Source organism: Nisaea sp. (assembly GCF_039990255.1).
Classification (GTDB): Bacteria; Pseudomonadota; Alphaproteobacteria; order Thalassobaculales; family Thalassobaculaceae; genus Nisaea.
The window spans coordinates 333,651-357,201 of the sequence record NZ_JBDXGG010000018.1; the positions used below are offsets into that span (position 1 = coordinate 333,651).

A 23,551-nucleotide genomic window follows, 5' to 3' on the forward strand; every position below is an offset into this window, starting at 1 on the left:
GGTCTCCCGAGCTTGATTGTCAGATTTGCAATCTGACGGAAATCTTATTTCGGTTTCTCGCAGTTCAAGAGTCACATTCCCGTCATTGAATATTTATGAGCGTGGGAGACTGGGAGGTCAGTTTACTTCCCCCACTTCAGTGCAACTGGATCTACCTCCCGCACCAACTCCAGCAACTGCGCCCGTGTCTCCCGATGCAGCGGCGCCACCGGATGCCGCACATGCTCTGACGTAATCACGCCACCTTCTTTCATCACCGCCTTGCTGGCACGCCAGCCGCATTGTCTGTTCTCGAAGTTGATCAGCGGCAGCAGGCGTTCATAGACCCGTTTCGCTTCTGCCCGGTCGTCCGCTAGGTGGGCGGTGATGGCGGGGCGAATTAGGTCGGGGATCATGGCAGAGGTCATGGAGCCAGTGGCGCCGGCATCGAGATCTGCGAGCAGGGTGATTGCTTCCTCGCCATCGAACGGACCTTCAATCGCATCGCCCCCTGCTTCGATCAGGGCGCGGAGCTTTGCCGCAGCCTGGGGTACCTCGATCTTGAACAGTTTCACCTGCTCGATCTCTTTCGCTATGCGCACTAGGAAGGGTACGGAGAGGACAACGCCGGAGAGCGGCGCATCCTGCACCATGATCGGGATGCCGCCGGCTTTGCCCGCGCGCTCGAAATGCTCGAACATGCCCGTCTCGTCTGCCTTCAGAGCAGCGCCGTGATAGGGCGGCATGATCATCACCATGGCGGCGCCCATTGCAGCCGCCTCGCGGGCGCGTGTCTCGACGATTCCGGTGGAGAAATGGGAGATTGTGACGATCACCGGAATCCGGCCCGCCGTGTGCTCAAGGCAGAGCCTGGTCAGGTCCCTCCGTTCAGCATCGTTTAGCAGGAACTGCTCGGAGAAATTGGCGAGGATGCAGATGCCGTCCACACCTTGGTCCACCATGCAGTCGATGACGCGCTTCATGCTCTCGAAATCGACGGCGCCATTGTCCGTGAACGGGGTCGGGGCGACCGGCCAGATGCCGGAATACGGTTTGCTAGTCATGGTGTTTTTCCTCCCTCATTTCTTTTGCGCGCAAGATTAGCCGATCCGGGGGCTGTGTCACTGCCCGATCCACGCAGTGTGTTACGTCGTCTGTGATATGATCTCGGGATATGATTCTGGCGCCGGATTGAATTTGGCGTCATCACACCGCCGCATGCGCATTAGAACTGAAGACGAGGATTGAAGGAGCTTCCTGAATTGACGGACGCGTCACATAAAGCTGCACCTGTTAACGATGCCCCATTCGTGGTCGCGGCGCTTTACAAATTCACCTCCTTGCCGGATTTCGAAGCCCGTCAGCCGGCGCTGCTGGAAGCCTGCCGGATGGCCGATGTGTACGGCACGCTTTTGCTGGCGCCCGAAGGCATCAACGGCACCATCGCGGGCAGCCGGAGCGGCATCGAGACAACGCTTGATTATATTCGCAGCATTCCCGGCTGTAACGATCTGGAGCTGAAGGAATCCTTCGCTTATGTGAATCCTTTTTTCCGCATGAAGGTGCGGCTGAAAAAAGAGATCGTCACGATGGGCGTGCCGGACATCGATCCGCGCGAAACGGTCGGCACCTATGTCGAGCCCGACGCCTGGAATGATCTGATCAGCGACCCGGATGTCATCCTGATCGATACACGGAACGCCTATGAGGTCGGGATTGGCACCTTCAAGGGCGCCATCGATCCGGACACGACGACGTTTCGTGAGTTTCCGGGCTGGTTCAGGGATCAGGAGAGCCTCTCTCCCGATGCCGTGCGTGGCAAGAAGGTGGCGATGTTCTGTACCGGCGGTATTCGCTGTGAGAAGGCGACGGCCTTCGTCAAGCAGCAGGGTATCGAAGAGGTTTTTCATCTGAAGGGCGGGATTCTGAAATATCTCGAAACCGTTCCCCCGGAAGAGTCGCTGTGGGAAGGGGAGTGCTTCGTCTTCGATCAGCGCGTTTCCATAAAGCACGGCCTCGAACTCGGCAGCTACGACATGTGCCATGCTTGCCGAAGGCCGATTGACGAGCAGGACAAGGCTTCGTCTCTCTATGTTCCGGGTGTTTCTTGCCCGTCCTGTCACAGCACCAGTGACGCCAGTCAGAAGAAGCGCTTCGAGGAGCGTGAGCGTCAGGTGGAATTGGCGGAGCAGCGGGGGGGCAAGCATATTGGTGCGGCACATAAAACGCCGTCAGCCCGCTCCGGGGATGCCGGTGACTGAAGATCGGGCCATCGCAAGCCCGGAGAGAGCAGGCGCTCAACTTCCGGTCCTCTATTCATTCCGCCGCTGTCCCTACGCCATGCGTGCCCGGCTGGCCCTGACGATAAGTCGACAGGATTGCGTGCTTCATGAGGTTGTCCTACGGGATAAGCCGCCGAAAATGCTGGAGCTTTCGCCAAAAGGTACGGTCCCCGTTCTGCATTTACCTGACGGGCAGGTGTTGGAGCAGAGCCTGGACATCATGCGGTGGACGCTGGCACGTCACGATCCCGAAGGTTGGCTTACACCGGAGACCGGTAGCGTGGCGGAGATGGAAGCGCTGATTGCCGAAAGCGATGGGAGCTTCAAACATCACCTTGATCGCTACAAGTATGCGGTTCGCTACGGTCCCGAGACCGACCCTCTGTACCATCGAAGCGCGGGGGCGGTTTTTCTGAAACGCTTAAACGAGCGTTTGAAAGACCAGACTAATCTGTTTGGAAATCGGTCGAGCCTTGCGGATTTCGCGATTTTTCCGTTCGTGCGCCAATTCGCCAATACTGACCGGGTATGGTTCGATGCCCAGCCTCTGACAGATCTACAAACCTGGCTCGCTGGTCACCTGAATTCGGAGCTTTTTCAGCTTATCATCCGCCGCAGGGAAAGCGCGAACGCCGCTGTGGTGCAGAGGTTGCTGGACTAGATTTTTCAGATTACGGCGTGCGCGATCCTAATGAAAACTGACCTCATCGCGGAGCGAGCAGAGATTGCCGTCCGGATCTGTGAAGTTGGCGATGGTGCCCCAGGAAAAGGTCTCGATCTCCGCCACGACTCCCTTGGCGCGTAGTTCCGCAGCGGCGGCCTCTACATCCTCGACATTGAAACGGAGCTTTGTCGGGTTTTGCTCCAGGCTTTTCCGTGCGGCTGGAGGCGGCCCGCCGGTCTCGATCATCAAGTATGCGTCGCCAAAGGCGCAGCAGGTGAGATGCGATCCGGGCTCATCCTTCGCATACATCACCGGAAGGCCGAGCGTGCCAGTATAGAATTCGACACAGCGATCATAGTTATCGGTGAAGAGGATGATACCGTGGCGAGTAAATTTCATCGTTGCTCTGCCTGCAGCCTGAGAGGATCGCTTGGAGCATGGCGTTCGAAGAAAATTAAGCAAGTGAAAACTTGTTTATAATGTGGCGGCTCAGAGCCCACGTTCGGCTTTCAATATTTGGGAATTGTAATGACGAATAAAGAAATCGTTCAGCGCTTCAATCATGTTTGCCTTGCGGGCGGTGATCAGGGTGTCTTCGAAGAGCTTTTTCACCCGGAATTCGTAAACCACACGACAATTCCGGGGATGGGCAGTGGTATCGACAGCATGCGGAACGCGATTTTCAAGCTGCTGCATGCCGGGCTGTCGGATATCCGGGTCGAGATCGACGATCAGCTGGAAGAAGGCGACAAAGTCTCGACCCGCAAGCGTATTCTCGCGCGGCATACCGGTATCCTTGCCGGTGTTCCGGCGACGGGGCGTGCGGTCGAGATCAATGTCTATGACATTGTCCGCCTGAGCGACGGCAAATATATCGAGCATTGGGGGCTGAACACGCTATCGCTGGTCGTACAGTCCCTTAAAACCGGATAGAGCGATCATGTAAAGCTGGAGACACGGATCCGTTCTCGTGTCACCTCCAATCAATGAGCGCTTAGAAACTAGCCGCGGGCGCCGTTGGAATTAATCCGTCGCGGCATTCATCGCTGGGCGTTGATCAAGGCGCAACGCCGGCGTTCTGGGAATACCTCAGCCGTACAACAAGGCATGGAGACCATAGTAAAGGATGAAGGCGTTGACGAAGGCGAGATAATAGAGACCGGTCATGAAATAGGCCTCCATCTGCGGCGATTTTGTAGACAGCACCAGGATGTTACGCGCGTCGGTCGGGCCGCGAACGATCAGCACGAACAGGACGGCATTGATCATCAGGTGGCCGACGGCATCAACCAGTCCAAACTCGAAAATCCCGAGGACCAACAGGGTCTGGAAGGCGAAGGCGATCAAGCGGGTCGCCACCGAAGCCGCGCCCAGCAAGGTGAAGATGATCACGAATTCCACGAACCCGGCCAGCACCATGTAGATCTCCGGGTCGATGCCCATCAGAATCCCAGGATGTTTGGCCAGCAGCGGATAGGTCCAATCCGGAAAGGCGAATTTCTCGATCGAAAGCCAGAGAAAATTGATCCCGGTGACAGCATAGAGAGTCACAAAGCCGGACTTTTTCCAGCTATCTGAGGTGCTGGTTGTTGCCAAGAAGAAATAGGCAACGGCCGGGAAGATCAGGTAGTCGATCAGATGGAAAACGCCGTACTGGTGCAGCGCAAGCGCGTAGAGCAGCAGAATTCCCGCACCCAGCAGTGGTGTGGTCCACCGGCTTAGTGCGCAGAGCGCTATGGCGAGTTGGAACCAGGGCACCCAGTCCTGATCGGCTGCCAGCTCCGGTGCAAGATAGAAGCTGATACTGCCGAATGTGGCCATGGCCCACGCCGAAGCAAAGAACAGACCGGCCGCCCCGCGCATAATCAGGATCGAAAGCCCGTCGAAGACCTTCAGTCGCTGGTGGAACGCATCCAGGATGCCGCGACGCAGCGCTATGCGGTCGACCACGAAGAACAGGTAGACAAGGGCGACCGAGATCAGGAAGAAAATTACGAATGTGGGGCTCAGTACCGCGTCGATAGACTTGGGCTGGCCCGCGACATCGAAGGGCTCGAACCACTTTATATGCGCGGCTGCGGGGGACGCGAAAGACATTGTCGCAAGCAGGGTTGCGAGAGTTCGACCCATTTTCATTGCGCAGTGTCCATTTTTTGCCCCTTCAACTGGCATCATTACCATGATTTTTATGCAAGATTTGGGATCAGGGATCAAGAAGCCGACGAGTCATAAGGCAAATCCGGCTTGCAGATTGAGCGATTTGAAGGATTGGAGCCCTTTCCAGATGTGGACGCAGTGCTAACTGTTTCTATCTTTCGATCAGACTGCCCATCGCTCGCCGCATACCATTGCGTTACTCGGTGGGCGAGGGCCCACTTCACTCATCCCGAGGATATCCACCATGGCTACCGGCAGTCCGGTTATCGACGATTTTTCCCATGCTCATCCGCAATCGTCTCGTGGTGCTAACTGGCAACTCGTTTCCGATCAGGTAATGGGCGGTGTCTCCGGCGGACAAATGAGCCGTGAGACGGTGGCAGGAAGGCGTGCGCTTCGGATGAGAGGAGCGGTCAGCCTCGAAAACAATGGCGGCTTTCTTCAGATGGCACTGGATATCGAACCCGAGGGCAAGGGCGAAGATGTTACGCGTTGGACGGGGATAGCGCTCGAAGTGTGCGGCAATGGCGAGACCTACAATATGCACCTGCGGACAAACGACGTTAAGCGATCCTGGCAATCCTATCGCCAGAGCTTCAAGGCGCACCCGGAATGGCTGACCGTTCATTTGCCATTCTCTGCTTTCATGCCGCATCGGCTAGAGGAGCCGCTGGATCGCTCCTCTTTGCGAAGGATCGGACTTGTGGCCATCGGACGTGCTTTCGAGGCAGATCTCGCTGTCTCTGATTTGCGCTTCTATGAATGAGATAGCGTTTCCGGAACTACCTTGACGAACAAGGAGACCGGCCAGCGCTTTAGTCGCGTTTGTCTTGTCAGAGAGGATGAGCTCACCTTCGACGAGATCTAGGTCGTGACAGACTGTTCCGTGCAGATCTCGCGCACACATCGGCGCAGCCAGCGATGAACTGGATCAGCATCCATACGGGGATGCCAGAACAGGGAGATGGTGAAGCACGGAGGTTCCACCGGCAGTGGGAAGCTGTGCATGCCAGTGCGTAGATTACCAGTATAGCGCTCAGGAACCGTGGCGATCAGGTCGGACGAGCGGGCGATGGAGAGTGCCGTCGCGAAGCTGCTGACGATGGTGACGATCTGGCGCTCCAGCCCCAGCGGCTCCAGTATCTCGTCGACCGGGCCGGTGACGCGGCTGCGCCGGGCGACATTGACATGGTCGCCTTCCGCGTATCGCGTGGCGGTCATCTCGCCGTCGCTTAGTTCATGCCCAGTACGTACAACGCCGATGAAACGGTCCTGAAACAGGGCCTGCATTCGCACTTCCGGACCGGCCGTTTTGCCCAGAACACCGGTTTCCATATCCACTGTTCCGTCGCGTAGTGGGGCGCTGTCCTTGTCGGTTTTCTGAACGAAACGCAATTGGATACCGGGCGCTTCCATCCGCACCCGATCGATCAGGGCGAGGCCGAAATTCTCCACGAAACCTTCCCGGGTGCGCAGCGTGAAAGTCCGCACCAGGGTTTCAAGGTCCGGCATATCGGCGGGCTGCAGAACCGTTTTGGCATCCAGAACCAGTTGGCTGACTTTCTGTTGCAGGGCAAGCGCCCGGGGAGTCGGCACCAAGCCGCGCCCGGCCCGGACCAGTACGGGATCGTTCATGCTTTCGCGCAGCCGGGCCAAGGCCCGGCTCATTGCCGACGGGCTGAGTTGCAGGCGCTCCGCCGCCTTGGCCACGCTGCCTTCGGTAAGAAGGACATCAAGGGTGAGAAGCAGATTGAGATCGGGTGTTTGCATGAGAAGAGGATAGCATCGACGCATCTATTTGGCATGGCGTTATGTGCAGTGATTGAATGCAAATGCTGCATCTTCTGCATTGTTTGGTGGGCTCCTAGTCTCCGAATGGCTCCAGGTTCGGAGCAGCGGGAAAATGGAGTGTGTGTTGAAATCAATCATTGCGGATAAGGATGGAGCGGTTCCCGAAGGCGGTGTCCAGGAGACAGCGAGCCGATGGGCGCTATTGGGCCTCGCTTTGTCAATGCTGCTGCCTTTTCTCGGGGTCAGCAGCGCGAATGTGGCCCTGCCGACTTTGATAGAGGTTTTTAGCGCTTCGTTCGGCCAGGTGCAGTGGGTGGTTCTCTCCTACTTGCTCACGATTACTATTGTGATCGTCAATGCGGGGCGGCTCGGGGATTTACTCGGGCATAAACGGGTGCTCCTTGGCGGCATCATGTTGTTCACCGCAGCGTCGATTCTGTGCTCTGTCGCGCCGACATTGCCGGTGCTGATCGCTGCCCGGGCGTTACAGGGACTTGGGGGAGCTGTTTTGATGGCTCTGACAGTCGCACTGGTGCGCGACGCGGTTCCAGAAGAGAGGACCGGAAGTGCCATGGGACTGCTGGGCAGCATGTCTGCCATCGGCACGGCACTTGGTCCCTCTCTTGGCGGGCTTCTGATCGCGGGCCCAGGCTGGCGGGGTATTTTCCTTGTGATGGTGCCGCTGGGAATTTTGGCTTTTTTGCTGGTACGCCGCTATTTGCCGGAGGATGCCTCGCGGGAGGCGGCAAAACGAAAAGCATTCGATCTCTGGGGTACCCTGTTTCTCGGGCTGACACTGGCGGCCTATGCGCTCGCATTGACGGCAGGTGGGGAGGATTTCGATCGTGTGAGGCCAATCCTGATCCTGATGTCGCTCATTTGCGGTGGTCTCTTTCTCCTCGTGGAGGCGCGGGCGTCCGCGCCGCTCATCCGATTGGCGGCGTTTCGTGACGTCGAGCTGAGCGCTGGCCTGATGATGACCGCTTTGGTCTCGACCGTGATGATGGCGACGCTGATTGTCGGCCCGTTCTATCTGTCCCGAGGACTCGGCCTTGAAGAGATGATGGTCGGCGCCGTGATGTCGGTTGGTCCGGGTGTTTCAGTTCTTTGCGGTGTTCCTGCCGGCCGGGTCGTGGACCGGTTGGGGGCATCTGCCACGGTCATGATTGGTCTAGTTGTCATGGCCGCCGGGGTGGTTGCTCTGATCGTCCTACCGCCCATCGGCGGCGTCGCCGGTTACATTGCGGCCATCGCTTTGCTGGCTCCCGGCTATCAGCTGTTTCAGGCGGCTAACAATACATCGGTTATGGCGGGGGTGCCACAAGAGCGGCGCGGGGTGGTTTCCGGCTTGCTGAGTCTGTCACGCAATCTCGGCTTCATTACCGGAGCGTCTGTTATGGGCGCCTTGTTCACTTTTGCATCTGCGCGAGCAGGCATTTCCGCGTCGGGACCGGAAGTCGCGACCATCGGTATGAAGGTGGCTTTCATCGCTGCAGCAGGGCTGATCGCAATGGCGATTATTCTCTCGATTGGAAGCCGTGTGCTGTCGAAACTGGATTGGCGATCTGGCCCCCCGGACGACGCTACACGACGCGACCGATGACTATTATGGCCATCGACGGCCGCTCTACCGAACGACCTGTTCCGATGCGGTGCTTCGATAAATGTGCCGTTTATTCCTCGAAGATCTCCTCGATCCGCAACCGCATCACCCGGGCGATAGAGAACGCGAGCGGCAGGCTTGGATCGTAGCGACCGTTCTTGATGGTATTCACCGTGTGGCGCGAGACCTTGAAGCAGCCCGGCGAGATCGGCCTGGGACCAGCCCCGTTCCGCCCGCAATGCTTTCAGACTGTTCTTCATTGATAGCGCCGGTGGGCAGTCACGCTGCCGACGACCCAGAACCCGGCCATCAGTGGCCATATTTCGGCGGAAGGGGGCTTTGCTGCCCGTGATCGTGGAATTCTGGTGGCAGGGGCTTCGCTCTACGGGGTGAAGTTTATAGCTAGGTAATTGGAATTCCTTCGTATTTAAGGAATATGCGAGATTTCATTGCTGTTTCCATCGAATAAATTGAGCACTATATTGTGACGTGCGAGCGTGACGTGAATGAGGAGTGCATCGAGATGATCGATATCGAGGATTTCGGGCTGGCGGAGCCCGGCAAGCTGAGAGCGGGTATCAATCTCGGAAATGTGCTTCTGGTGACCGGCGCGACGGAAACCGGAAATCCATTCGGGGTCTCCCCAGCCATCGCGGCAGCCTTGGCCCGCAATCTCGGCTTCAGTGTCTCATACTGGACCTATCCGTCTCCGGGCGCGGTTGCGGATGCCGCCGATCAGGAAGACTGGGACATCTGCCTCATAGCAGAGGACCCCAAGCGAGCGGAAACTATAGAGTTCTGTGGCGCTTACGCTGAGATCGAGGCAACTTATATGGTGCCGGCAGGCTCGAAATTGACGAGTCTTGAAGACGTGGACAAGCCGGGAGTGCGGATCGCAGTGTCCGATAGATCCGCTTATGATCTCTATTTGAGCCGCGTCTTGAAGCATGCGGAGTTAAAGAGAGCACCGGGGCTCACAGCGGCCTTCGAATTGTTCCGCGATCAAAAACTGGAAGCACTGGCCGGGCTTCGGCCGGCGTTGTTAGAAAATGCGGCAACCTTGCCAGGTTCTCGCGTAATGGGCGGTGCATATATGGCCGTTCGTCAGGCGATTGGTGTCAGGCCAGGCAATCCTGCTTTTGCCAAGGCTGTGAAGCGCTTCGTCGCGGAGGCAAAGTCGAACGGCCTGATCGATGGGCTGATAAACGAGTTCGGTCAGCGCGGACGACTGTCGGTCGCGTCTTGACACTGTCGGCGCACGGTCGCCTTCTGAATTAGTCTGGACAATCCTGCTCTGGTCTTAAAACCGGCCTTCTGTTAGCGTCTGCTGCACCGCAACAGTACCAACCGGATCGAGCCCATGTCCGACCTCGAAACCCTTTCCGCCGCTTACCGGAACCTGAAATCCCGCAACCAGAATATCGATATGACTCGGGGTAAGCCCTCGGCTGCTCAGCTCGATCTGGCAGCGGCTATGTTCGATCTCGTCAGCAGCGAAGATTGCAAGGGTGCAGACGGTACTGACTACCGCAATTACGGCATCCTCGCGGGCATCCCGGAGGCGCGGGCGCTGTTCGCGGAGCTGATGGAAACAACGCCGGATTTAGTGATCACGGGCGGTAACGGCAGCCTGCAGATGATGTATGACGCGCTTCTGGGGGCGGTCATGTTCGGTGTGCCGGGCGGTGACGGTCCTTGGCAGGGTGTCAAATTTCTTTGCCCGGTGCCGGGCTATGATCGGCATTTCGCCATTTGCGAACGGCTTGGCATTGAGATGATCCCGGTCGAAATGCTGGATGACGGACCGGATATGGATGCGGTCGAGGCGCTGGTTGCCGAGGACGCTTCTATCAAAGGCATCTGGTGCGTGCCGAAATACTCAAACCCGACCGGTGCCGTGTATTCTGACCTGACGGTGGACCGGCTGGCGGCTATGAAATGTGCCGCGCCGGATTTCAGGATCATGTGGGACAATGCCTATGTGGTGCATCATCTGACCGGTGACATCGCTTCGGTAAAAAACATCCAGAAAGCGGCTGAAGCGGCTGGCAATGGCGACCGTATCCTGACCTTCGTCTCGACCTCGAAGATCAGTCTGGCGGGTGGCGGGGTGGCCGCTATGTCAGCCTCCAAAACCAACATCGACGACCAGTTGGAGCGGATGTTTTTTTCCAGTATTGGCCCGGACAAGATCAACCAGCTGCGCCACGTCCGGTTCTTCAAGGACACCGCCGGGGTCGCGGCACACATGGTTAAGCATGCCGAGATCATCGCGCCGAAATTCGCTGTCGTCGAAAAAGCGCTCACCGCAGCCTTCGAAGGCACAGATCTGGCCAGCTGGACCAAACCCGAGGGCGGTTACTTCGTCAGTGTCGATCTCGCCGACGGTTGCGCCGCAGAAACCGTGAAGCTCTGCGCCGAGGCCGGCGTGAAGCTCACCGCTTCCGGCGCCTGTTTCCCCTACGGCAACGACCCGCGCGACCGCAACATCCGCCTCGCCCCGACCATGCCGACAGTGGACGAGTTGGAGCGGGCGATGGAGGTGTTCTGCACGACGGCCAAGATGGTGTGTCTACAGAAGGTTGCGGATTGATGGTAGTGCTGAGTTATCAGCGGGCATATTCCGGTCAATAGGCCTCATGGGATTTGGCATATTCATTCACCGCGCTGACTCGATTTATGAGGATAGTCCCGCTGAGCGCTATCAGTTCCCGAGCCAATATCTAAAGCGCGCAGCCGCGTGCGTTGGCGGCTGGATCGTCTACTATGAACCGACCAAAGTTTCGGACACTCGCGGATACTATGCCGTTGCAAGAGTGGCGCAGATCGTTCCAGATCCAACAGCGGCGGAGATGTTTCTAGCTCTGATCGAACCGGGAACATATTTATCCTTTTCCAACCCGGTTCCGCTTTCGGTCGGTGGCGAATATGTCGAACAAGGTTTGCTAAACGTTGATGGAAATTTGACTGGCCGCGCTCAATCCGCTGTTCGGCCGCTTTCACCGGAGGATTTCAGCCGGATCGTCGATTTGGGATTGGGCGAGGAGGCTCCTGTTTTGCCGAGAATTGATCAGCCGGCCCCGGCTGATGGGTTTGGCGAGGATCAGGAGCCATTCCTGTATGGCATTGAACGCGAGAGGGTCGCTGTTCTTTCTTCACGCGTTGTTCGGAACAGGGTTTTTCGTGATGTCGTTCTCAAGGCATATGATGAGCGATGTGCAATCAGTGGAATTAAGCTCATTAATGGAGGTGGGCGTGCGGAAGTTGAGGCTGCTCATATCCGACCGGTTTCAAACGACGGGCCAGATATCGTCAATAATGGTCTCGCACTCTCTGGCACGGTGCATTGGATGTTTGACCGCGGTTTGATCAGTTTGGGCGATGACCTTGAGGTGCTCGTCTCACGGCAAGCTAACGACCCCGGTGCGGTTCGGGCATTGATTAACGAAACGGGGCGAGCCTTACCCTCTTTGCGAACGTCCGACCGACCGCACCCTGAATATCTCCAATGGCACCGGGATAATTGCTTCAAGCTGTAAAATCTGGTGCCAATTGAATTGAAACCTCAGGGCTTTCCGAGCCAGTAATCTCCATAGCTGTCCGCCCATTTCTTGAAATCGGCAAAATTGCGCTCCGGGTTCAGGTCCGGTGACCAGTCGAGTGCTTCCTTCAGGCGGGCGCTGACCAGCAGTTGACGGTCTGTGTCGCCATGCAGATTCACCGTCGGCTCTTCATCCGGTTTGGCGAGGCGCCAGGAGAAGTCCGGATAACCGCCTGCCAGCAATTCGCACCAGTCGGCTGTGCTCCACGGATCGGAGCAGCTGATGTTGAAGACGTCATAGGGGCGGCTCTCGCTGTTGATCAGTCGGACCAGAGCATCTGCAATGTCGCGGCTGTAGGTCCAGTCGCGCATGTCCCTGTAGCGCAGGGTTGCCTCGCCGCCTTTGAGCGCAATGAGGGAAGCCTGCATCTGGGGGCTGAGCGTGTCGCGCAGCCCACTGTCAACTTCCCAGGGACCGAAGACGCCTGAAAGGCGGACGCTGAACATGTCCATTTCCCAGAGCTCAGCAAGGCGGCGGGTGATGCATTCGGAGGCGAATTTCGTCGTGGAGTACATGTTGTGGGGCCAGGCCGGGAGGTCTTCGGACAACGGTTTGTCGCCGAAGGCCGTGCTGCCATAGGCAGCGGTGGAGCCGACATTGATCACACGCTTGAGGCCGGCATCCCGTGCCGCTTCCAGCGCGGCGGTGAAGGCCATCAGATTGACTTCAAGGATCGAGCGCGGGGCGTTTGCGTCTCTTTCCGGCCCGGCGGTGATCGCGGCGGCGCAGAACATCCGGTCGACCTTGTTGTCCTTCAAGGCGGAGAGAATGGCGCCGTCCTTGAGAGCGTCTCCGATCACCTCGACAACGGTGCCCGGGTGCGTGGCGAAGGCACGTTTCGCGGCTGGAGGGATCGCGCGCCGGTCGAACACAACGACGCTCTCACCTTTTGCCAGCAAGGCTTCCGCGATGTTGAGTCCGACAAAGCCTGCGCCGCCAAGAATTAAGACCGCCACGTTTCTCTCCAGTTCTTCTGCACGTTGTTGAAGATGATCCTAATGCAGGTGGTGCGATTGCCAAGGGGCGTCAAAGGCATCGCACCCTGCGCATCTCCGCGTTAGGCTCCCTCCCGGGGGAAATCAGGGGAGTATGTGGCATGGCGGTAATTCCGCGCGATTTTGTAGGGTACGGAGCCAATCCACCGGATCCGCGTTGGCCGGATGGCGCGCGGCTGGCGGTGAATTTCGTCATCAATGTCGAGGAGGGGTCGGAATATTCGATCCTGGACGGCGATGGCTTTTCCGAGTCCGGCCTGACGGAATCACCCGGCTCTCCGAACATGCCGGGCAGCCGCGATCTTGCCGCCGAATCCATGTTTGAATATGGCAGCCGGGTCGGCTTCTGGCGCGTACTGCGACTGTTCCAAGAACGGGAAATGCCCGCGACATTCTTCACCTGCGCACTGGCTGTTGAGCGCAACACGGAACTGGCAGCGGCGATCCGGTCCTCGGGTTTTGATATTTGCTGCCATGGATGGCGCTGGATCGAGCATTTCAAACTCCAGCGTGACGAGGAGCAGGATCACATCCGACGCGCAGTGGACTCTCTCAAGGAAACCCTGGGGGAACGTCCGCTCGGTTGGTACTGCCGACATGGCCCGGGAGAGGCGACGCGGGAACTGTTAGTGGAAGAGGGGGGCTTTCTCTATGACAGCGACGCCTATAATGACGAGTTGCCTTATTGGGTGACGGTAGGTGGCAATGCACATCTCGTTGTGCCCTACTCCCTGACCCACAATGACTCGAAATTTTCCCGAGGCTGGCTGAATACCGGCCAACAATTCTTTGAGTTTATCCGAGACGGGTTCGACATGCTCTATGCGGAGGGAAAGACCCAGCCAAAGATGATGTCTATCGGCTTGCACACACGGCTCATAGGTCATCCGGCGCGAGCGGCCGGGCTTGCGAGATTTCTGGACTATATCAAGGGCTTCGATGATGTCTGGGTGACAGGGCGGCTTGATATTGCCCGGCACTGGCGGGAGCATCATTCATACCGCTGAATCCCCGCGGAAATCGCTCCGTGCGGGATCAGTCCGGAGCGTAGGCCTTTATGAATCCGTCAACAGCCTCGTCGATGGCGGCTGTTGCCTGTTCCGGGGTCCAGTCGCAGGTACCAGAGAACAGGGTTTGAATCAGGAACGGGCCGGCGATGACGCTTTGGAACTGAGCGGCAGCGATGACGGGGTCAGCCTTCTTCATAAGTCCCTTTTCCTGCATGGTCAGGAAGTATTCCGCCATCTCTTCGCGCATTTTCCCGGGACCGGCACACCAGAAAGACTCCCCGATCAGCGGAAACTGCTCAACTTCACGGATCACAGTGCGCATGAAGCGCAGTTTGTCCGGGTCCGTCACCTTGGACATCAGCATGTGGGCGGATTCGGTCAGTACTTCGACAAGTGTGCCGGAATAGTCGACGTCATCTGAGTTTTCTTCACCGAAACCGACGCACAGCCCTCCCATAACAGTGCTGAACAGGTGCTCTTTGCTATCGAAATAGCTGTAGACGGTGCGCTTGGAGACATTCGCTTCCGCCGCCACCTTGTCCATTGATGTGATCTCATATCCCTGTTCCGTGAACAGCTTGCAAGCAGCATTGACGATTTGTCGCTGTTTCTCGGTCACCGGACCATCATCCGGAAAATTTTTATCAATCTGGGTCATGGGTCCTTGAAGTCGTTCGGTACACTAATTAGTTTACAGACACTACACCGTGTAGTGTATTTTGTTTGTCACTCTCATGAAAACAATAGCACATTCTCTTATATGCCGGAGGGGCTGATGTCGGACGAAGGTTTGGGGAATTCCGCTATCCGGAAGGCCGGTTGGGTTACGAAATATGCCCAATGGGTCATTCGCTGGCGCTGGGCGGTTATTGCCGCTTCAATTTTGATAACGCTTGGAACAGGTTTCGGCGGCCAATTCCTGTCCTTTTCTACTGACTACCGTGTCTTCTTCAGTAAGGAAAATCCGCAGCTTCAGGCGTTTGAATCGCTGCAGCGGGTGTTTAACAAAGAAGACAATATTTCTCTGGTGCTGCAGCCGGACAATGGTGATGTGTTCCAGCCAGACATGCTGGCCGCAATCCGGGATCTGACGGAGAAATCCTGGCAAGTCCCGTTTGCAACCCGGGTCGACAGTCTCTCCAATTTTCAGAACAGCACGGCGGAGCAGGACGATCTGATCGTCGATGATCTGGTGCCGGCAGACAGTCCTCTCGATGTCGCCGACTTGAACCGCATTCGTACCGCAGCGATGAGCGAGCCGTTGCTGCTGGCCCGGATTATAGCACCGGACGCCCGCACAACGATGGTCAACATCACCATCACTCTGCCGCAGAAGGCCCTGACGGAAGTGCCGGAGGCGATGGCTTATGTCGATGGACTTGTCGCTGAGTTCCGGGCCGATAATCCGGATATCACCCTGGCGATCACCGGGTCGGTGGCCCTCAACAACAGTTTCTCGGTTTCCGCACAGGGCGATATGCAAACCCTGATCCCGCTGATGTATGGGATTCTGCTGCTTGTGATGGCCGTCCTCTTGCGCTCGATCTCGGGAACATTCGCAACATTGCTGGTGATCGCATTCTCCGCAATGACGGCGATGGGGCTGGCTGGCTGGTTTGCTATTCCGCTGACTCCGCCTTCAGTTATGGCGCCGACCATTATTCTGACCCTGGCCATTGCGGATTCGATACATGTGCTGATCAGTATGTTCCATAGCATGCGGCGTGGTGTGCCCAAACGTGACGCACTGGTGGAAAGCCTTCGGGTCAATTTCCAGCCGGTTTTCCTAACCAGCCTGACCACCATAATCGGTTTCCTGTCGCTGAATTTCTCGGACGCGCCGCCGTTCCGCGATCTTGGCAACATCACGGCGATGGGCGTGGGGGCGGCCTGGTTCTTCTCCATCGCTTTCCTGCCGGCCCTGATGGTCGTGCTCCCGGTGCGTGTGAAGCAGAGGGAGGAACATGAGAGCGCGGCCATGGAGCGGCTGGCGGATTTTGTCATCCGGCGCCGGGGTCCGATCATGGTCGGCACGCTTGCGCTTGTTGTAGGGCTCGTCGCATTCATCCCGAAGATCGAGTTGAACGATCAATTCGTGAAGTATTTCGACAAGAGTATCGAGTTCCGGAACGATACGGACTGGGCGACCGACAACCTCTCGGGCATCTATCAGGCCCAGTGGAGCATTCCGGCGGCCGGGAGCGGCGGTATTTCAGACCCCGATTACCTCCGTCGTCTTGAAGGTTTCAGCCAGTTCCTTCGGGCACGCGGAGAAGTCGTCCATGTCCTGACACTGACCGACATCTTCAAGCGCCTGAACAAGAACATGCATGGCGACGATCCGGACTGGTACAAGCTGCCTGACCAGCGGGATCTTGCCGCGCAGTATCTGTTGCTGTTCGAGATGTCCCTTCCGTTCGGCCTGGACCTTAACAATCAGGTCAATGTCGACAAATCGGCCGTGCGCGTGATCGCCACTCTGGAGAACGTCACCACCAACGAGCTCCAGGTTCTGGACGATGAGGCCTCGGCCTGGCTCCGGGATAACTTCCCGAGTGCTGCGGAAACCAAAGCGTCGGGGCCTTTCGTCATGTTCGCCTATATTGCCAAGCGCAATATTGAGGGAATGCTGACAGGGACTTTCCTCGCCTTTGTTTTGATCTCGGCAACGTTGACCATCGCACTCCGGAGTCCGAAGCTTGGCGCTATCTCGCTGGCCCCGAATTTGGTGCCGGCCGCGATGGCCTTCGGGATCTGGGGGCTGGTTGTCGGCGAGGTTGGCATGGCCTCCTCTGTCGTGGCAGCAACAAGCCTCGGAATCATCGTCGATGCAACGGTGCATTTCCTCTCGAAATACCGGCGTGCCCGGGTCGAGCGGGGTGAGGATGCGGAAGATGCGGTGCGCTACGCCTTCTCGACGGTTGGCACGGCGCTCTGGGTAACCACGGCCATTCTGGTCGCCGGGTTCGCGGTGCTCTCACTCTCCACCTTCAAGATCAACGGGGTCATGGGGATGCTGACCGCGATCACGCTGGTCATGGCCATCATCATCGACTTCCTCCTGTTGCCAGCAATGCTGCTGTTGCTCGATGGCCGTCGTAAAGATCGGGATGCCGGACAGGCTCCCCTTGCCCAAGCTGCGGAGTAAGAAAATGACAAATCTGAAGCGTGTTTTGGCCCTGACGGTGCTGGCCATCAGCCCTGTGCTGCAATCCGCCTACGCGGAAACACCACAGGAGAAGGGGCGTGCCATAGCCCAGGAAACTGATCGTCGGGATCTCGGCTGGGGCGACAGCAATGTCGTAATGTCGATGATCCTGCGCAACGCCGATGGAGAGAGCAGTGTCCGCGAACTCCGGCTTCGGTCCCTTGAAGTGCCGGAGCGAGGTGTCGGGGACAAAAGCATCACGGTATTCGACAAACCGCGGGATATTGAAGGGACGGCTTTCTTGTCCCACACCAAGATTCTGGATCCGGATGATCAATGGCTTTACCTGCCGGCGCTAAAGCGGGTGAAGCGGATTTCGTCCAAGAACAAATCCGGCCCCTTTGTCGGCTCAGAGTTCGCTTACGAGGATCTTGTGAGCCAGGAAGTCGACCGATATGACTACGCTTGGTTGCGGGATGAGAATTGTGGCGAGGCAGCGCCGACCCTGGAGTGCTTCGTCGTCGAGAGGACCCCTCTCTACGAGCATTCCGGCTATACCAAGCAGATCTCATGGGTGGACAAGCAAGACTATCAGCCACGCAAGACCGAGTTCTACGACCGTAAGGACGCGTTGCTGAAAACCCTGCTGATACTGGATTACAAGCAATATCAGAGTCAGTACTGGCGAACACACCGGATGGACATGATCAATCACCAGACCGGCAAGTCCACAACCCTGACCTTCGAGGATTACAGTTTTAAAGTGGGACTCTCGGAGAGTGACTTCGAAAAGAACCGGCTGAAGCGCGTAAGATGATCAGGAGCGCTCGTTTCGCGGCGGCGGGGCTCTGCCTCGCCGCCGGAGCTCTACCCGCACTGGCGGAAGAGCCGAACATCGAAACCAGTCTGGAACTCGGCATGGAGCTCCGGGTGTTTCCGGGCGATCCCGCCTTCGGGTCGCAGCAAGACCGGGCTGCCAGTCCATCTTTCTACCTGGAACCGGAAATCACAGCGGACTGGAACGGGGGAGACGACCGTTTCACACTGGTGCCCTATGCCCGTGTGGATCAGGACGATGACAGCCGGACCCATGTCGATCTCCGGGAGGCCAACTGGTTGCATTTCGGTGACGGCTACGATCTGGTGGTTGGTGCTGACAAGGTGTTCTGGGGGGTGACCGAATCCCGGCATCTGGTGGACATTGTCAACCAGAGCGACGGGGTTGAGGACGTAGACGGTGAAGACAAGCTCGGCCAGCCGATGGTCCAACTCGCGGTGCCGAGCGATCTGGGCACGTTCAGCTTTTTTGTCATGCCTTACTTCCGGGAACGTACGTTTCCCGATGCGGATGCGCGGCTGAGCGGTGGTGCACGTGTCGATGGCGATGCGCAGTTTGACGCGGACTCGGAAGAATTCCATCCGGATCTTGCCGTCCGTTGGTCCCATGTGATCGGTGATTTCGACGTTGGGCTGTCGCATTTTCATGGCACCAGCCGGGAGCCGCGCCTGCTTGCACTCGACCCGGCCAACCCAACCAACCTCACCCCGTATTACGATAAGATCGACCAAACCGGGTTGGATCTGCAATACACTACCGATGCTTGGCTCTGGAAGCTGGAGGCCATAGGCAGGGGCGGTCACGGAGACTATTTTCCTGCTGCGGTCGCTGGGATTGAATACACGCTCTTCGGCATTCGCGGGACTGACATGGACCTCGGGTTTCTCGCCGAATATCAGTATGACGGCCGGGACGAAGATGGCAGCGCGCCGGGCACACTTGCCAATAACGATACCTTCGTCGGCACGCGGCTGACCTTCAACGATGTGGACGACATCTCGATCCTCGCCGGTGCTGTGGTCGATAACGAGGATGGCTCGACCTTGCTGTCCCTGGAGGCGGAGCGCCGGATCGGGGACGCCTGGAAGGTGGAGGCGGTTGCCCGTTTCTTCCTCAATGCCGACCGGGAGAATGCCCTGAAGGTGCTGGAGCGTGACGATTTCGTCAGTCTGACGCTGATCCGATATTTCTGAGGTGTGATCGGCGAATACAGTTCGGTCCGGCTATGGCGCCGGTTTCACTGCGACAAGAATGATGTGGTCGGTGACGCGCAAAAGCGACTCCATCTGTTCGAACCTGATATAATCGGGATTAATGCTGCATAGCCTCTTCCCAGTCACGCCTTCGGATCAACACGGGCTCATAATCGGCTTCCTTCGGCAAGAAGACCCAGAGGCCTACTTCCGGAGAGCGCGGGTCGTCATGCCCGTTCGCCTTGCTGATCGTGCCAACTCGGTTAAACAAAAGCTCATAAATATCGCCAGTGTACCGAGCGGTTCGGTGTTCCATAGTCAGGTTCATCGCGACCTCCCGCGCCAAATGGTATGCCCAGTTGACGGAAAAGCGGGCGATAGGTGAAGTGCCAGCTTGCCTAAAAATATTCGAAAAAAAGAAAATTTTCGCTTATTGGTAAGCTAACCGATTGCTCTGGGTGAATTTTTCAAAAACTGGTCGGATCGATGCATTAATCCACTATTTAAGTGAAGAAATATGATTTTTAGTCCGAAAAGGCGCTTTCTGCATACGAAATGGTGACGTGTTGTAAGATGCCTTTCTTGCGGCCGTCCTTTGTTTGATGTTCGATCGTCGCCAATAGCCGTGCGTTTATCCAGAAAGCCGACTCCTGTGCGCATTTGGCCTTCACAACAGTGGATCGTGCGCGTTGACGTACCCATTGATGCGGCTTCTCTCTTTACGCCGCTGGGGCGCGGAGATAAGAACCGAAGGCATTTGTTCGTGAGGTGATGACTTGACCGACCATTCTCCGGATACCGGCGCTCCGGCGCCAGCGCCGCTCGGCCCTGACGATCCGGCAACAGTTATCGTGCTTGGCAACGAGAAAGGCGGTTCCGGTAAATCAACAGGCGCGATGCATGTGACCGTCGCCTTACTCCGGCTTGGCTTTAAAGTCGGCTCCATCGATCTTGATATGCGGCAATGGACGCTGACGCGGTATCTTTCTAACCGCGCGGCGACGATGAAGAACGATGGCATTTCAATGCCTATGCCCGTGCATGTGTTCCTTTCCCGCAGCGACAAGCCGAACCGCAAGGAAGCAGAGGCAGAGGACAAGCAGCGGTTCGAGGCGGTCCTGACGAAGCTCCGTTCAGAATCAGACTTTGTGGTGGTTGATTGTCCGGGCACAGACACTTATGTCGGCCGTCTTGCGACCGGCTATGCGGACAAACTCGTCACGCCGCTAAATGACAGCTTCGTCGATCTGGACATGCTGGCCAATGTCGATGGCCGGACCGGCGAGATCATCAAGCCCAGTGTCTATTCCGAAATGGTCTGGGAAGCCCGCAAGCAGAAAGCGGCTCGAGATGGCGGTACGCTTGACTGGATTGTGATGCGCAACCGCCTCTCCAGTCTTGCTGCTCGCAACAAGCAGGAGATGGAGCGCGTGGTTGGTCTGCTTGCAAAGCGGATTGGCTTTCGGGTGGCGCCCGGTTTCAGTGAGCGGGTTATCTTCCGTGAATTGTTCCTGCGCGGCCTTACAATGCTCGATGTCTTCGAGATCGGCGACAGCGGCAAACCGCAGCTTTCTCACGTCGCCGCCCGACAGGAGGTCCGTGGCCTCCTGAATTCGTTGCAGCTGCCGAACCGAATACCGACGCCGCATTCGAGTGAACCTCCTGACGAGGCCATTGAGACGCCATCACTGATGGGGGACGAGGAACTGGAAGAGTAAGGTCCACTGCTTGTTTCCCTGGACTTTATGCCCCGCAATTGCCGTGAGAATGGGATATGCCGTGAGTGTGACTGCCGGACTGAACCATCTTGGCCTGTCTGTCCGTGATCTGAACGAGACCACCCGGTTTTTTGTCGATGTACTTGGCTGGAAAGAGCTGTCTCGTGACGAGAGTTATCCTCGCAACGCTGTCACTGATGGAAACTTGCGCTTAACGCTTTGGCAGGTCGACCATTCGCAGAACGTGATCGATTTCGACCGACGAGCGAATATTGGCTTGCACCACCTTGCAATGGAGGTCCCCGATGAGGATGCACTCTATGAAATTGCCGGGCGAGTGAGGGACTGGCCAGGTGTGGAGATCGAATTCATGCCGGAATTCATGGGGACGGGACCAAGGAAGCACATGATGTTCCGCGAGCCGGGCGGCATTCGCCTTGAACTGGTCTGGCCGGGAACCGCTTAGGCGGTCATTCCGCTCAGCGCCAGCTTGACTCGGTGGCCATCTCGTTCAGTGCCAATCCACTTAGCTCGAAGTCAGCCGCCTGATACTGTCGGCTTCCAATATGATTGTAGAATTCAATGGCAACCGAGTTGGTAGGCAGGGACTGCCAGACGACCCAGGACCCACCGCGTGCTATGGTCTCTGCTGCCACGGCGCCGATCAGAGCACGCCCGGCTCCGGTGCCACGGACCCGATGTTCGACATAGAGATCGAGCATGTGAACGCCCGGTGTGCCGAGGCCGATATTGAAGCTGTTGATAAAGATTGTGTAGCCGATCAGCTCCGACTCCTGCTCCGCTACAATCCCGTCGAACCTTTTCTGGTCGCCGAACCCGTAACGGATCACGTCGTCGGCTCCGAAGGGAGGCGGTGGCATGCCTTCGTGGGCGGACAAGGCGGCGGCCATCTGCGCCACGCGCTCTGCATCCTTCTCCAGCAATCCCCTGACGCTGAATTCCATTATGATCTCCTTGTGATGTGGGTTGGAAATCTCAGGCTGCGATGCAACATAATGCTAAAGCTATGATGAAAGTGAAGCGGCGAAGATGGCCACGCAAAAAAAGAGCGGGTGGATAGTCAATAAGACGGCTTCAGGACCGGTTTCGTCCCAGTCCGACATAGATGCCTTTGTGCGTCAGGTGCGAAGCGCACCTGCCGCAGTTCCGGCTGGTCGTCCGGGGCGTCTGCTGTTCGGTATGGATGCCACTGCCAGCCGGGAGTCCTCCTGGGACCGGGCCTGCCAAATTCAGGGAGAGATGTTTTCGGAAACTGCGACCCTTGGCGGTCTCTCGGTCCAGCTTGCCTACTATCGCGGTTTCGGTGAATTCAAATCCAGCGATTGGCTGACAGACACTCAGAAACTGTTGCGTGTGATGACCGGCGTGTTCTGCCTTGGTGGGCAGACTCAGATTGGACGCTTGCTCAGCCATGTCATCTCCGAGACCCGTCAGGAGAGAATTCAGGCGGTAGTGTTTGTTGGCGATGCCTTCGAAGAGGATATCGACGCAGTGTGTCATCAGGCTGGCGAGTTGGGCGTTCTGGGTGTCCCGGTTTTCATCTTTCATGAAGGTGGCGACCCTATGGCTCGGCGCACTTTCGAACAGATCGCACGGCTGACCAAGGGCGCCTGCTGCCCGTTTGACGGCAACAGCGCGCAGCAGCTCCGGGACTTGTTGGCGGCGGTTGCGGTTTATGCCGCGGGCGGCAGGAGGGCCCTACAGGACTTTTCGGCACGGCGGGGCGGTGCGGCATTGCAGCTGACCCATCGCTTCGGCAAATGACAGTGATCGGCGGGAGTGTAGTCCAGTGCAGTTTCTGATACTCGGCGCCAGCCTTCTGGTCGGCCTCGGTATGATCGGCTACTGGTTTGTAAATGCTGATCCGGCAAAGATTCGCGTCACCGCGAAATGGATCGGGCTTGGTTTGCTCGCTGTCCTGGTCATCGCGCTGATTTTCTTCCGGAGGTTCGACTGGCTGATGTATGCCGGGCTTGTGGTATTGCCATTTCTTATGCGGGCCGGCGCTCTTTTTCGCCGCTTCCGGAACACTGTCAAAATGGCACGAGGCCCAGCCCCCGGCCAGAGCAGCGCGGTGCGCACGGAGACGCTTTCTGTCAGCCTGGATCATGACAGTGGAGCCATCGAAGGCGAGGTATTGCGCGGCCGTTTTGCGGGAATGCAGCTCTCCGCCCTGTCCTTCGATGACGTGCTGGAATTGCTGGCCGACTGCTCGAAGAACGATCCCCAGTCCGTCGCTATTCTGGAAAGTTACCTGGATGCGGCTCATGGGCGGGATTGGCAGGAGCGAGCGGGTGCGAATACGAGTGCTGGTGATGGCCGTGCTTCGTCTGGCTCAGGCGCGATGTCGAAAGAGCAGGCGCTCGAAATACTGGGGCTCGAAAATGGCGCTGACGAGGCTGCGATTCGAGAAGCGCACCGTCGGCTGATGATGGCTAATCACCCTGATCGGGGAGGATCAGATTATCTCGCGGCCCAGATTAATGAGGCAAAAGACGTTCTGCTTGGTTCGTGATCCAAGCGATCCTTGCTGTTTTCGCTGCTTCTGTG

At 57.5% G+C, this 23,551-nt stretch carries 24 protein-coding genes and 1 pseudogene; 16 read left to right on the forward strand and 9 right to left on the reverse strand.

The annotated features are described in order from the left end of the window. Positions 1–122: 122 nt before the first annotated feature. The gene (locus ABJ076_RS11795) at positions 123–1,043 is read right to left on the reverse strand and encodes a dihydrodipicolinate synthase family protein (protein WP_348187484.1); all 921 of its coding nucleotides are present in this window, start codon (positions 1,041–1,043) and stop codon (positions 123–125) included. 198 nt (positions 1,044–1,241) lie between these two features. On the opposite strand from ABJ076_RS11795, the gene ABJ076_RS11800 reads away from it, so the two are divergent. Both ABJ076_RS11800 and ABJ076_RS11805 read left to right on the forward strand, forming a co-directional pair. Next, positions 1,242–2,240, forward strand: coding sequence for a rhodanese-related sulfurtransferase (locus ABJ076_RS11800; protein WP_348187483.1), 999 nt, complete (start codon positions 1,242–1,244; stop codon positions 2,238–2,240). Then, entirely contained in the window at positions 2,233–2,922 is a 690-nt protein-coding gene (locus ABJ076_RS11805; RefSeq protein ID WP_348187481.1) for a glutathione S-transferase, read from the forward strand. Before ABJ076_RS11800 ends, ABJ076_RS11805 begins: the two co-directional genes overlap by 8 nt. A 27-nt stretch (positions 2,923–2,949) precedes the next feature. Here the strand turns inward: ABJ076_RS11805 and ABJ076_RS11810 are convergent, their stop codons facing one another. Further along, on the reverse strand, positions 2,950–3,324 hold the full coding sequence (locus ABJ076_RS11810) for a VOC family protein (protein WP_348187479.1): 375 nt from the start codon (positions 3,322–3,324) through the stop codon (positions 2,950–2,952). Positions 3,325–3,453: 129 nt separating this feature from the next. Between ABJ076_RS11810 and ABJ076_RS11815 the strand changes: the two genes are divergently transcribed. Beyond that, positions 3,454–3,858, forward strand: coding sequence for an ester cyclase (locus ABJ076_RS11815; protein ID WP_348187477.1), 405 nt, complete (start codon positions 3,454–3,456; stop codon positions 3,856–3,858). 156 nt (positions 3,859–4,014) lie between these two features. On the opposite strand, the gene ABJ076_RS11820 is transcribed toward ABJ076_RS11815, so the two are convergent. After that, positions 4,015–5,061, reverse strand: a complete 1,047-nt coding sequence (locus tag ABJ076_RS11820) for a hypothetical protein (protein ID WP_348187475.1) — start codon at positions 5,059–5,061, stop codon at positions 4,015–4,017. Positions 5,062–5,326: 265 nt separating this feature from the next. On the opposite strand from ABJ076_RS11820, the gene ABJ076_RS11825 reads away from it, so the two are divergent. Next, positions 5,327–5,848 (forward strand): CIA30 family protein, encoded by a 522-nt coding sequence (locus ABJ076_RS11825; protein ID WP_348187473.1) that lies wholly within the window; start codon positions 5,327–5,329, stop codon positions 5,846–5,848. Between the two features lie 98 nt (positions 5,849–5,946). Here ABJ076_RS11825 and ABJ076_RS11830 read toward each other — a convergent pair whose 3' ends face one another. Further along, the gene (locus tag ABJ076_RS11830) at positions 5,947–6,852 is read right to left on the reverse strand and encodes a LysR family transcriptional regulator (protein WP_348187471.1); all 906 of its coding nucleotides are present in this window, start codon (positions 6,850–6,852) and stop codon (positions 5,947–5,949) included. A 145-nt stretch (positions 6,853–6,997) separates the two neighbouring features. Between ABJ076_RS11830 and ABJ076_RS11835 the strand changes: the two genes are divergently transcribed. After that, positions 6,998–8,476, forward strand: coding sequence for an MFS transporter (locus tag ABJ076_RS11835; protein ID WP_348187469.1), 1,479 nt, complete (start codon positions 6,998–7,000; stop codon positions 8,474–8,476). Between the two features lie 70 nt (positions 8,477–8,546). Here ABJ076_RS11835 and ABJ076_RS11840 read toward each other — a convergent pair. Further along, positions 8,547–8,736, reverse strand: a pseudogene (locus tag ABJ076_RS11840) (helix-turn-helix transcriptional regulator). Positions 8,737–8,978: 242 nt separating this feature from the next. On the opposite strand from ABJ076_RS11840, the gene ABJ076_RS11845 reads away from it, so the two are divergent. The 3 genes from ABJ076_RS11845 (at position 8,979) to ABJ076_RS11855 (ending at position 12,015) form a co-directional block, all read left to right on the forward strand. After that, positions 8,979–9,722, forward strand: a complete 744-nt coding sequence (locus ABJ076_RS11845; protein ID WP_348187467.1) for a transporter substrate-binding domain-containing protein — start codon at positions 8,979–8,981, stop codon at positions 9,720–9,722. Positions 9,723–9,836: 114 nt separating this feature from the next. Then, positions 9,837–11,069, forward strand: a complete 1,233-nt coding sequence (locus ABJ076_RS11850) for an aminotransferase class I/II-fold pyridoxal phosphate-dependent enzyme (protein ID WP_348187465.1) — start codon at positions 9,837–9,839, stop codon at positions 11,067–11,069. A 46-nt stretch (positions 11,070–11,115) separates the two neighbouring features. Then, complete coding sequence (locus ABJ076_RS11855) at positions 11,116–12,015, forward strand: HNH endonuclease (protein ID WP_348198354.1); 900 nt, start codon at positions 11,116–11,118, stop codon at positions 12,013–12,015. Positions 12,016–12,041: 26 nt separating this feature from the next. On the opposite strand, the gene ABJ076_RS11860 is transcribed toward ABJ076_RS11855, so the two are convergent. Beyond that, positions 12,042–13,034, reverse strand: a complete 993-nt coding sequence (locus ABJ076_RS11860; RefSeq protein WP_348187461.1) for an NAD(P)-dependent oxidoreductase — start codon at positions 13,032–13,034, stop codon at positions 12,042–12,044. 140 nt (positions 13,035–13,174) lie between these two features. On the opposite strand from ABJ076_RS11860, the gene ABJ076_RS11865 reads away from it, so the two are divergent. Then, complete coding sequence (locus ABJ076_RS11865; protein WP_348187459.1) at positions 13,175–14,080, forward strand: allantoinase PuuE; 906 nt, start codon at positions 13,175–13,177, stop codon at positions 14,078–14,080. 28 nt (positions 14,081–14,108) lie between these two features. Here ABJ076_RS11865 and ABJ076_RS11870 read toward each other — a convergent pair whose 3' ends face one another. Next, complete coding sequence (locus ABJ076_RS11870; RefSeq protein ID WP_348187457.1) at positions 14,109–14,741, reverse strand: TetR/AcrR family transcriptional regulator; 633 nt, start codon at positions 14,739–14,741, stop codon at positions 14,109–14,111. 117 nt (positions 14,742–14,858) lie between these two features. Between ABJ076_RS11870 and ABJ076_RS11875 the strand changes: the two genes are divergently transcribed. Genes ABJ076_RS11875 through ABJ076_RS11885 form a run of 3 tightly spaced genes read left to right on the forward strand, consistent with a single transcriptional unit; the run spans position 14,859 to position 19,262 of the window. Beyond that, a complete protein-coding gene (locus ABJ076_RS11875) occupies positions 14,859–17,231 on the forward strand; it encodes an MMPL family transporter (RefSeq protein WP_348187455.1) in 2,373 nt (790 codons plus the stop codon). Between the two features lie 4 nt (positions 17,232–17,235). Continuing rightward, positions 17,236–18,048 carry an outer membrane lipoprotein-sorting protein gene (locus tag ABJ076_RS11880; protein ID WP_348187453.1) on the forward strand — a complete coding sequence of 271 codons (813 nt, stop codon included), beginning with the start codon at positions 17,236–17,238 and terminating at the stop codon, positions 18,046–18,048. Next, positions 18,045–19,262 (forward strand): hypothetical protein, encoded by a 1,218-nt coding sequence (locus ABJ076_RS11885; RefSeq protein WP_348187451.1) that lies wholly within the window; start codon positions 18,045–18,047, stop codon positions 19,260–19,262. Before ABJ076_RS11880 ends, ABJ076_RS11885 begins: the two co-directional genes overlap by 4 nt. Positions 19,263–19,380: 118 nt before the next feature. On the opposite strand, the gene ABJ076_RS11890 is transcribed toward ABJ076_RS11885, so the two are convergent. Next, positions 19,381–19,590: a hypothetical protein gene (locus ABJ076_RS11890; RefSeq protein ID WP_348187449.1), complete on the reverse strand. Its 210-nt coding sequence runs from the start codon at positions 19,588–19,590 to the stop codon at positions 19,381–19,383. 448 nt (positions 19,591–20,038) lie between these two features. Between ABJ076_RS11890 and ABJ076_RS11895 the strand changes: the two genes are divergently transcribed. Beyond that, entirely contained in the window at positions 20,039–20,980 is a 942-nt protein-coding gene (locus tag ABJ076_RS11895) for a division plane positioning ATPase MipZ (protein ID WP_348187447.1), read from the forward strand. A gap of 61 nt (positions 20,981–21,041) precedes the next feature. Beyond that, entirely contained in the window at positions 21,042–21,446 is a 405-nt protein-coding gene (locus ABJ076_RS11900) for a VOC family protein (protein ID WP_348187445.1), read from the forward strand. A 13-nt stretch (positions 21,447–21,459) separates the two neighbouring features. Here the strand turns inward: ABJ076_RS11900 and ABJ076_RS11905 are convergent, their stop codons facing one another. Next, complete coding sequence (locus ABJ076_RS11905) at positions 21,460–21,945, reverse strand: GNAT family N-acetyltransferase (protein ID WP_348187443.1); 486 nt, start codon at positions 21,943–21,945, stop codon at positions 21,460–21,462. Positions 21,946–22,030: 85 nt separating this feature from the next. Between ABJ076_RS11905 and ABJ076_RS11910 the strand changes: the two genes are divergently transcribed. Next, on the forward strand, positions 22,031–22,765 hold the full coding sequence (locus ABJ076_RS11910) for a VWA domain-containing protein (protein WP_348187441.1): 735 nt from the start codon (positions 22,031–22,033) through the stop codon (positions 22,763–22,765). A 25-nt stretch (positions 22,766–22,790) separates the two neighbouring features. Next, the gene (locus tag ABJ076_RS11915) at positions 22,791–23,516 is read left to right on the forward strand and encodes a DnaJ domain-containing protein (protein ID WP_348187439.1); all 726 of its coding nucleotides are present in this window, start codon (positions 22,791–22,793) and stop codon (positions 23,514–23,516) included. The last annotated feature ends 35 nt before the right edge of the window (positions 23,517–23,551 follow it).

Bases quoted from the DNA above. Each gene is read 5' to 3' on its own strand.
- ABJ076_RS11795 (WP_348187484.1), bottom strand. From the start codon at position 1,043: ATGACTAGCAAACCGTATTCCGGCATCTGGCCGGTCGCCCCGACCCCG.
- ABJ076_RS11810 (WP_348187479.1), bottom strand. From the start codon at position 3,324: ATGAAATTTACTCGCCACGGTATCATCCTCTTCACCGATAACTATGAT.
- ABJ076_RS11815 (WP_348187477.1), top strand. From the start codon at position 3,454: ATGACGAATAAAGAAATCGTTCAGCGCTTCAATCATGTTTGCCTTGCG.
- ABJ076_RS11820 (WP_348187475.1), bottom strand. From the start codon at position 5,061: ATGAAAATGGGTCGAACTCTCGCAACCCTGCTTGCGACAATGTCTTTC.
- ABJ076_RS11825 (WP_348187473.1), top strand. From the start codon at position 5,327: ATGGCTACCGGCAGTCCGGTTATCGACGATTTTTCCCATGCTCATCCG.
- ABJ076_RS11830 (WP_348187471.1), bottom strand. From the start codon at position 6,852: ATGCAAACACCCGATCTCAATCTGCTTCTCACCCTTGATGTCCTTCTT.
- ABJ076_RS11850 (WP_348187465.1), top strand. From the start codon at position 9,837: ATGTCCGACCTCGAAACCCTTTCCGCCGCTTACCGGAACCTGAAATCC.
- ABJ076_RS11855 (WP_348198354.1), top strand. From the start codon at position 11,116: ATGGGATTTGGCATATTCATTCACCGCGCTGACTCGATTTATGAGGAT.
- ABJ076_RS11865 (WP_348187459.1), top strand. From the start codon at position 13,175: ATGGCGGTAATTCCGCGCGATTTTGTAGGGTACGGAGCCAATCCACCG.
- ABJ076_RS11870 (WP_348187457.1), bottom strand. From the start codon at position 14,741: ATGACCCAGATTGATAAAAATTTTCCGGATGATGGTCCGGTGACCGAG.
- ABJ076_RS11875 (WP_348187455.1), top strand. From the start codon at position 14,859: ATGTCGGACGAAGGTTTGGGGAATTCCGCTATCCGGAAGGCCGGTTGG.
- ABJ076_RS11880 (WP_348187453.1), top strand. From the start codon at position 17,236: ATGACAAATCTGAAGCGTGTTTTGGCCCTGACGGTGCTGGCCATCAGC.
- ABJ076_RS11885 (WP_348187451.1), top strand. From the start codon at position 18,045: ATGATCAGGAGCGCTCGTTTCGCGGCGGCGGGGCTCTGCCTCGCCGCC.
- ABJ076_RS11890 (WP_348187449.1), bottom strand. From the start codon at position 19,590: ATGAACCTGACTATGGAACACCGAACCGCTCGGTACACTGGCGATATT.
- ABJ076_RS11905 (WP_348187443.1), bottom strand. From the start codon at position 21,945: ATGGAATTCAGCGTCAGGGGATTGCTGGAGAAGGATGCAGAGCGCGTG.
- ABJ076_RS11910 (WP_348187441.1), top strand. From the start codon at position 22,031: ATGGCCACGCAAAAAAAGAGCGGGTGGATAGTCAATAAGACGGCTTCA.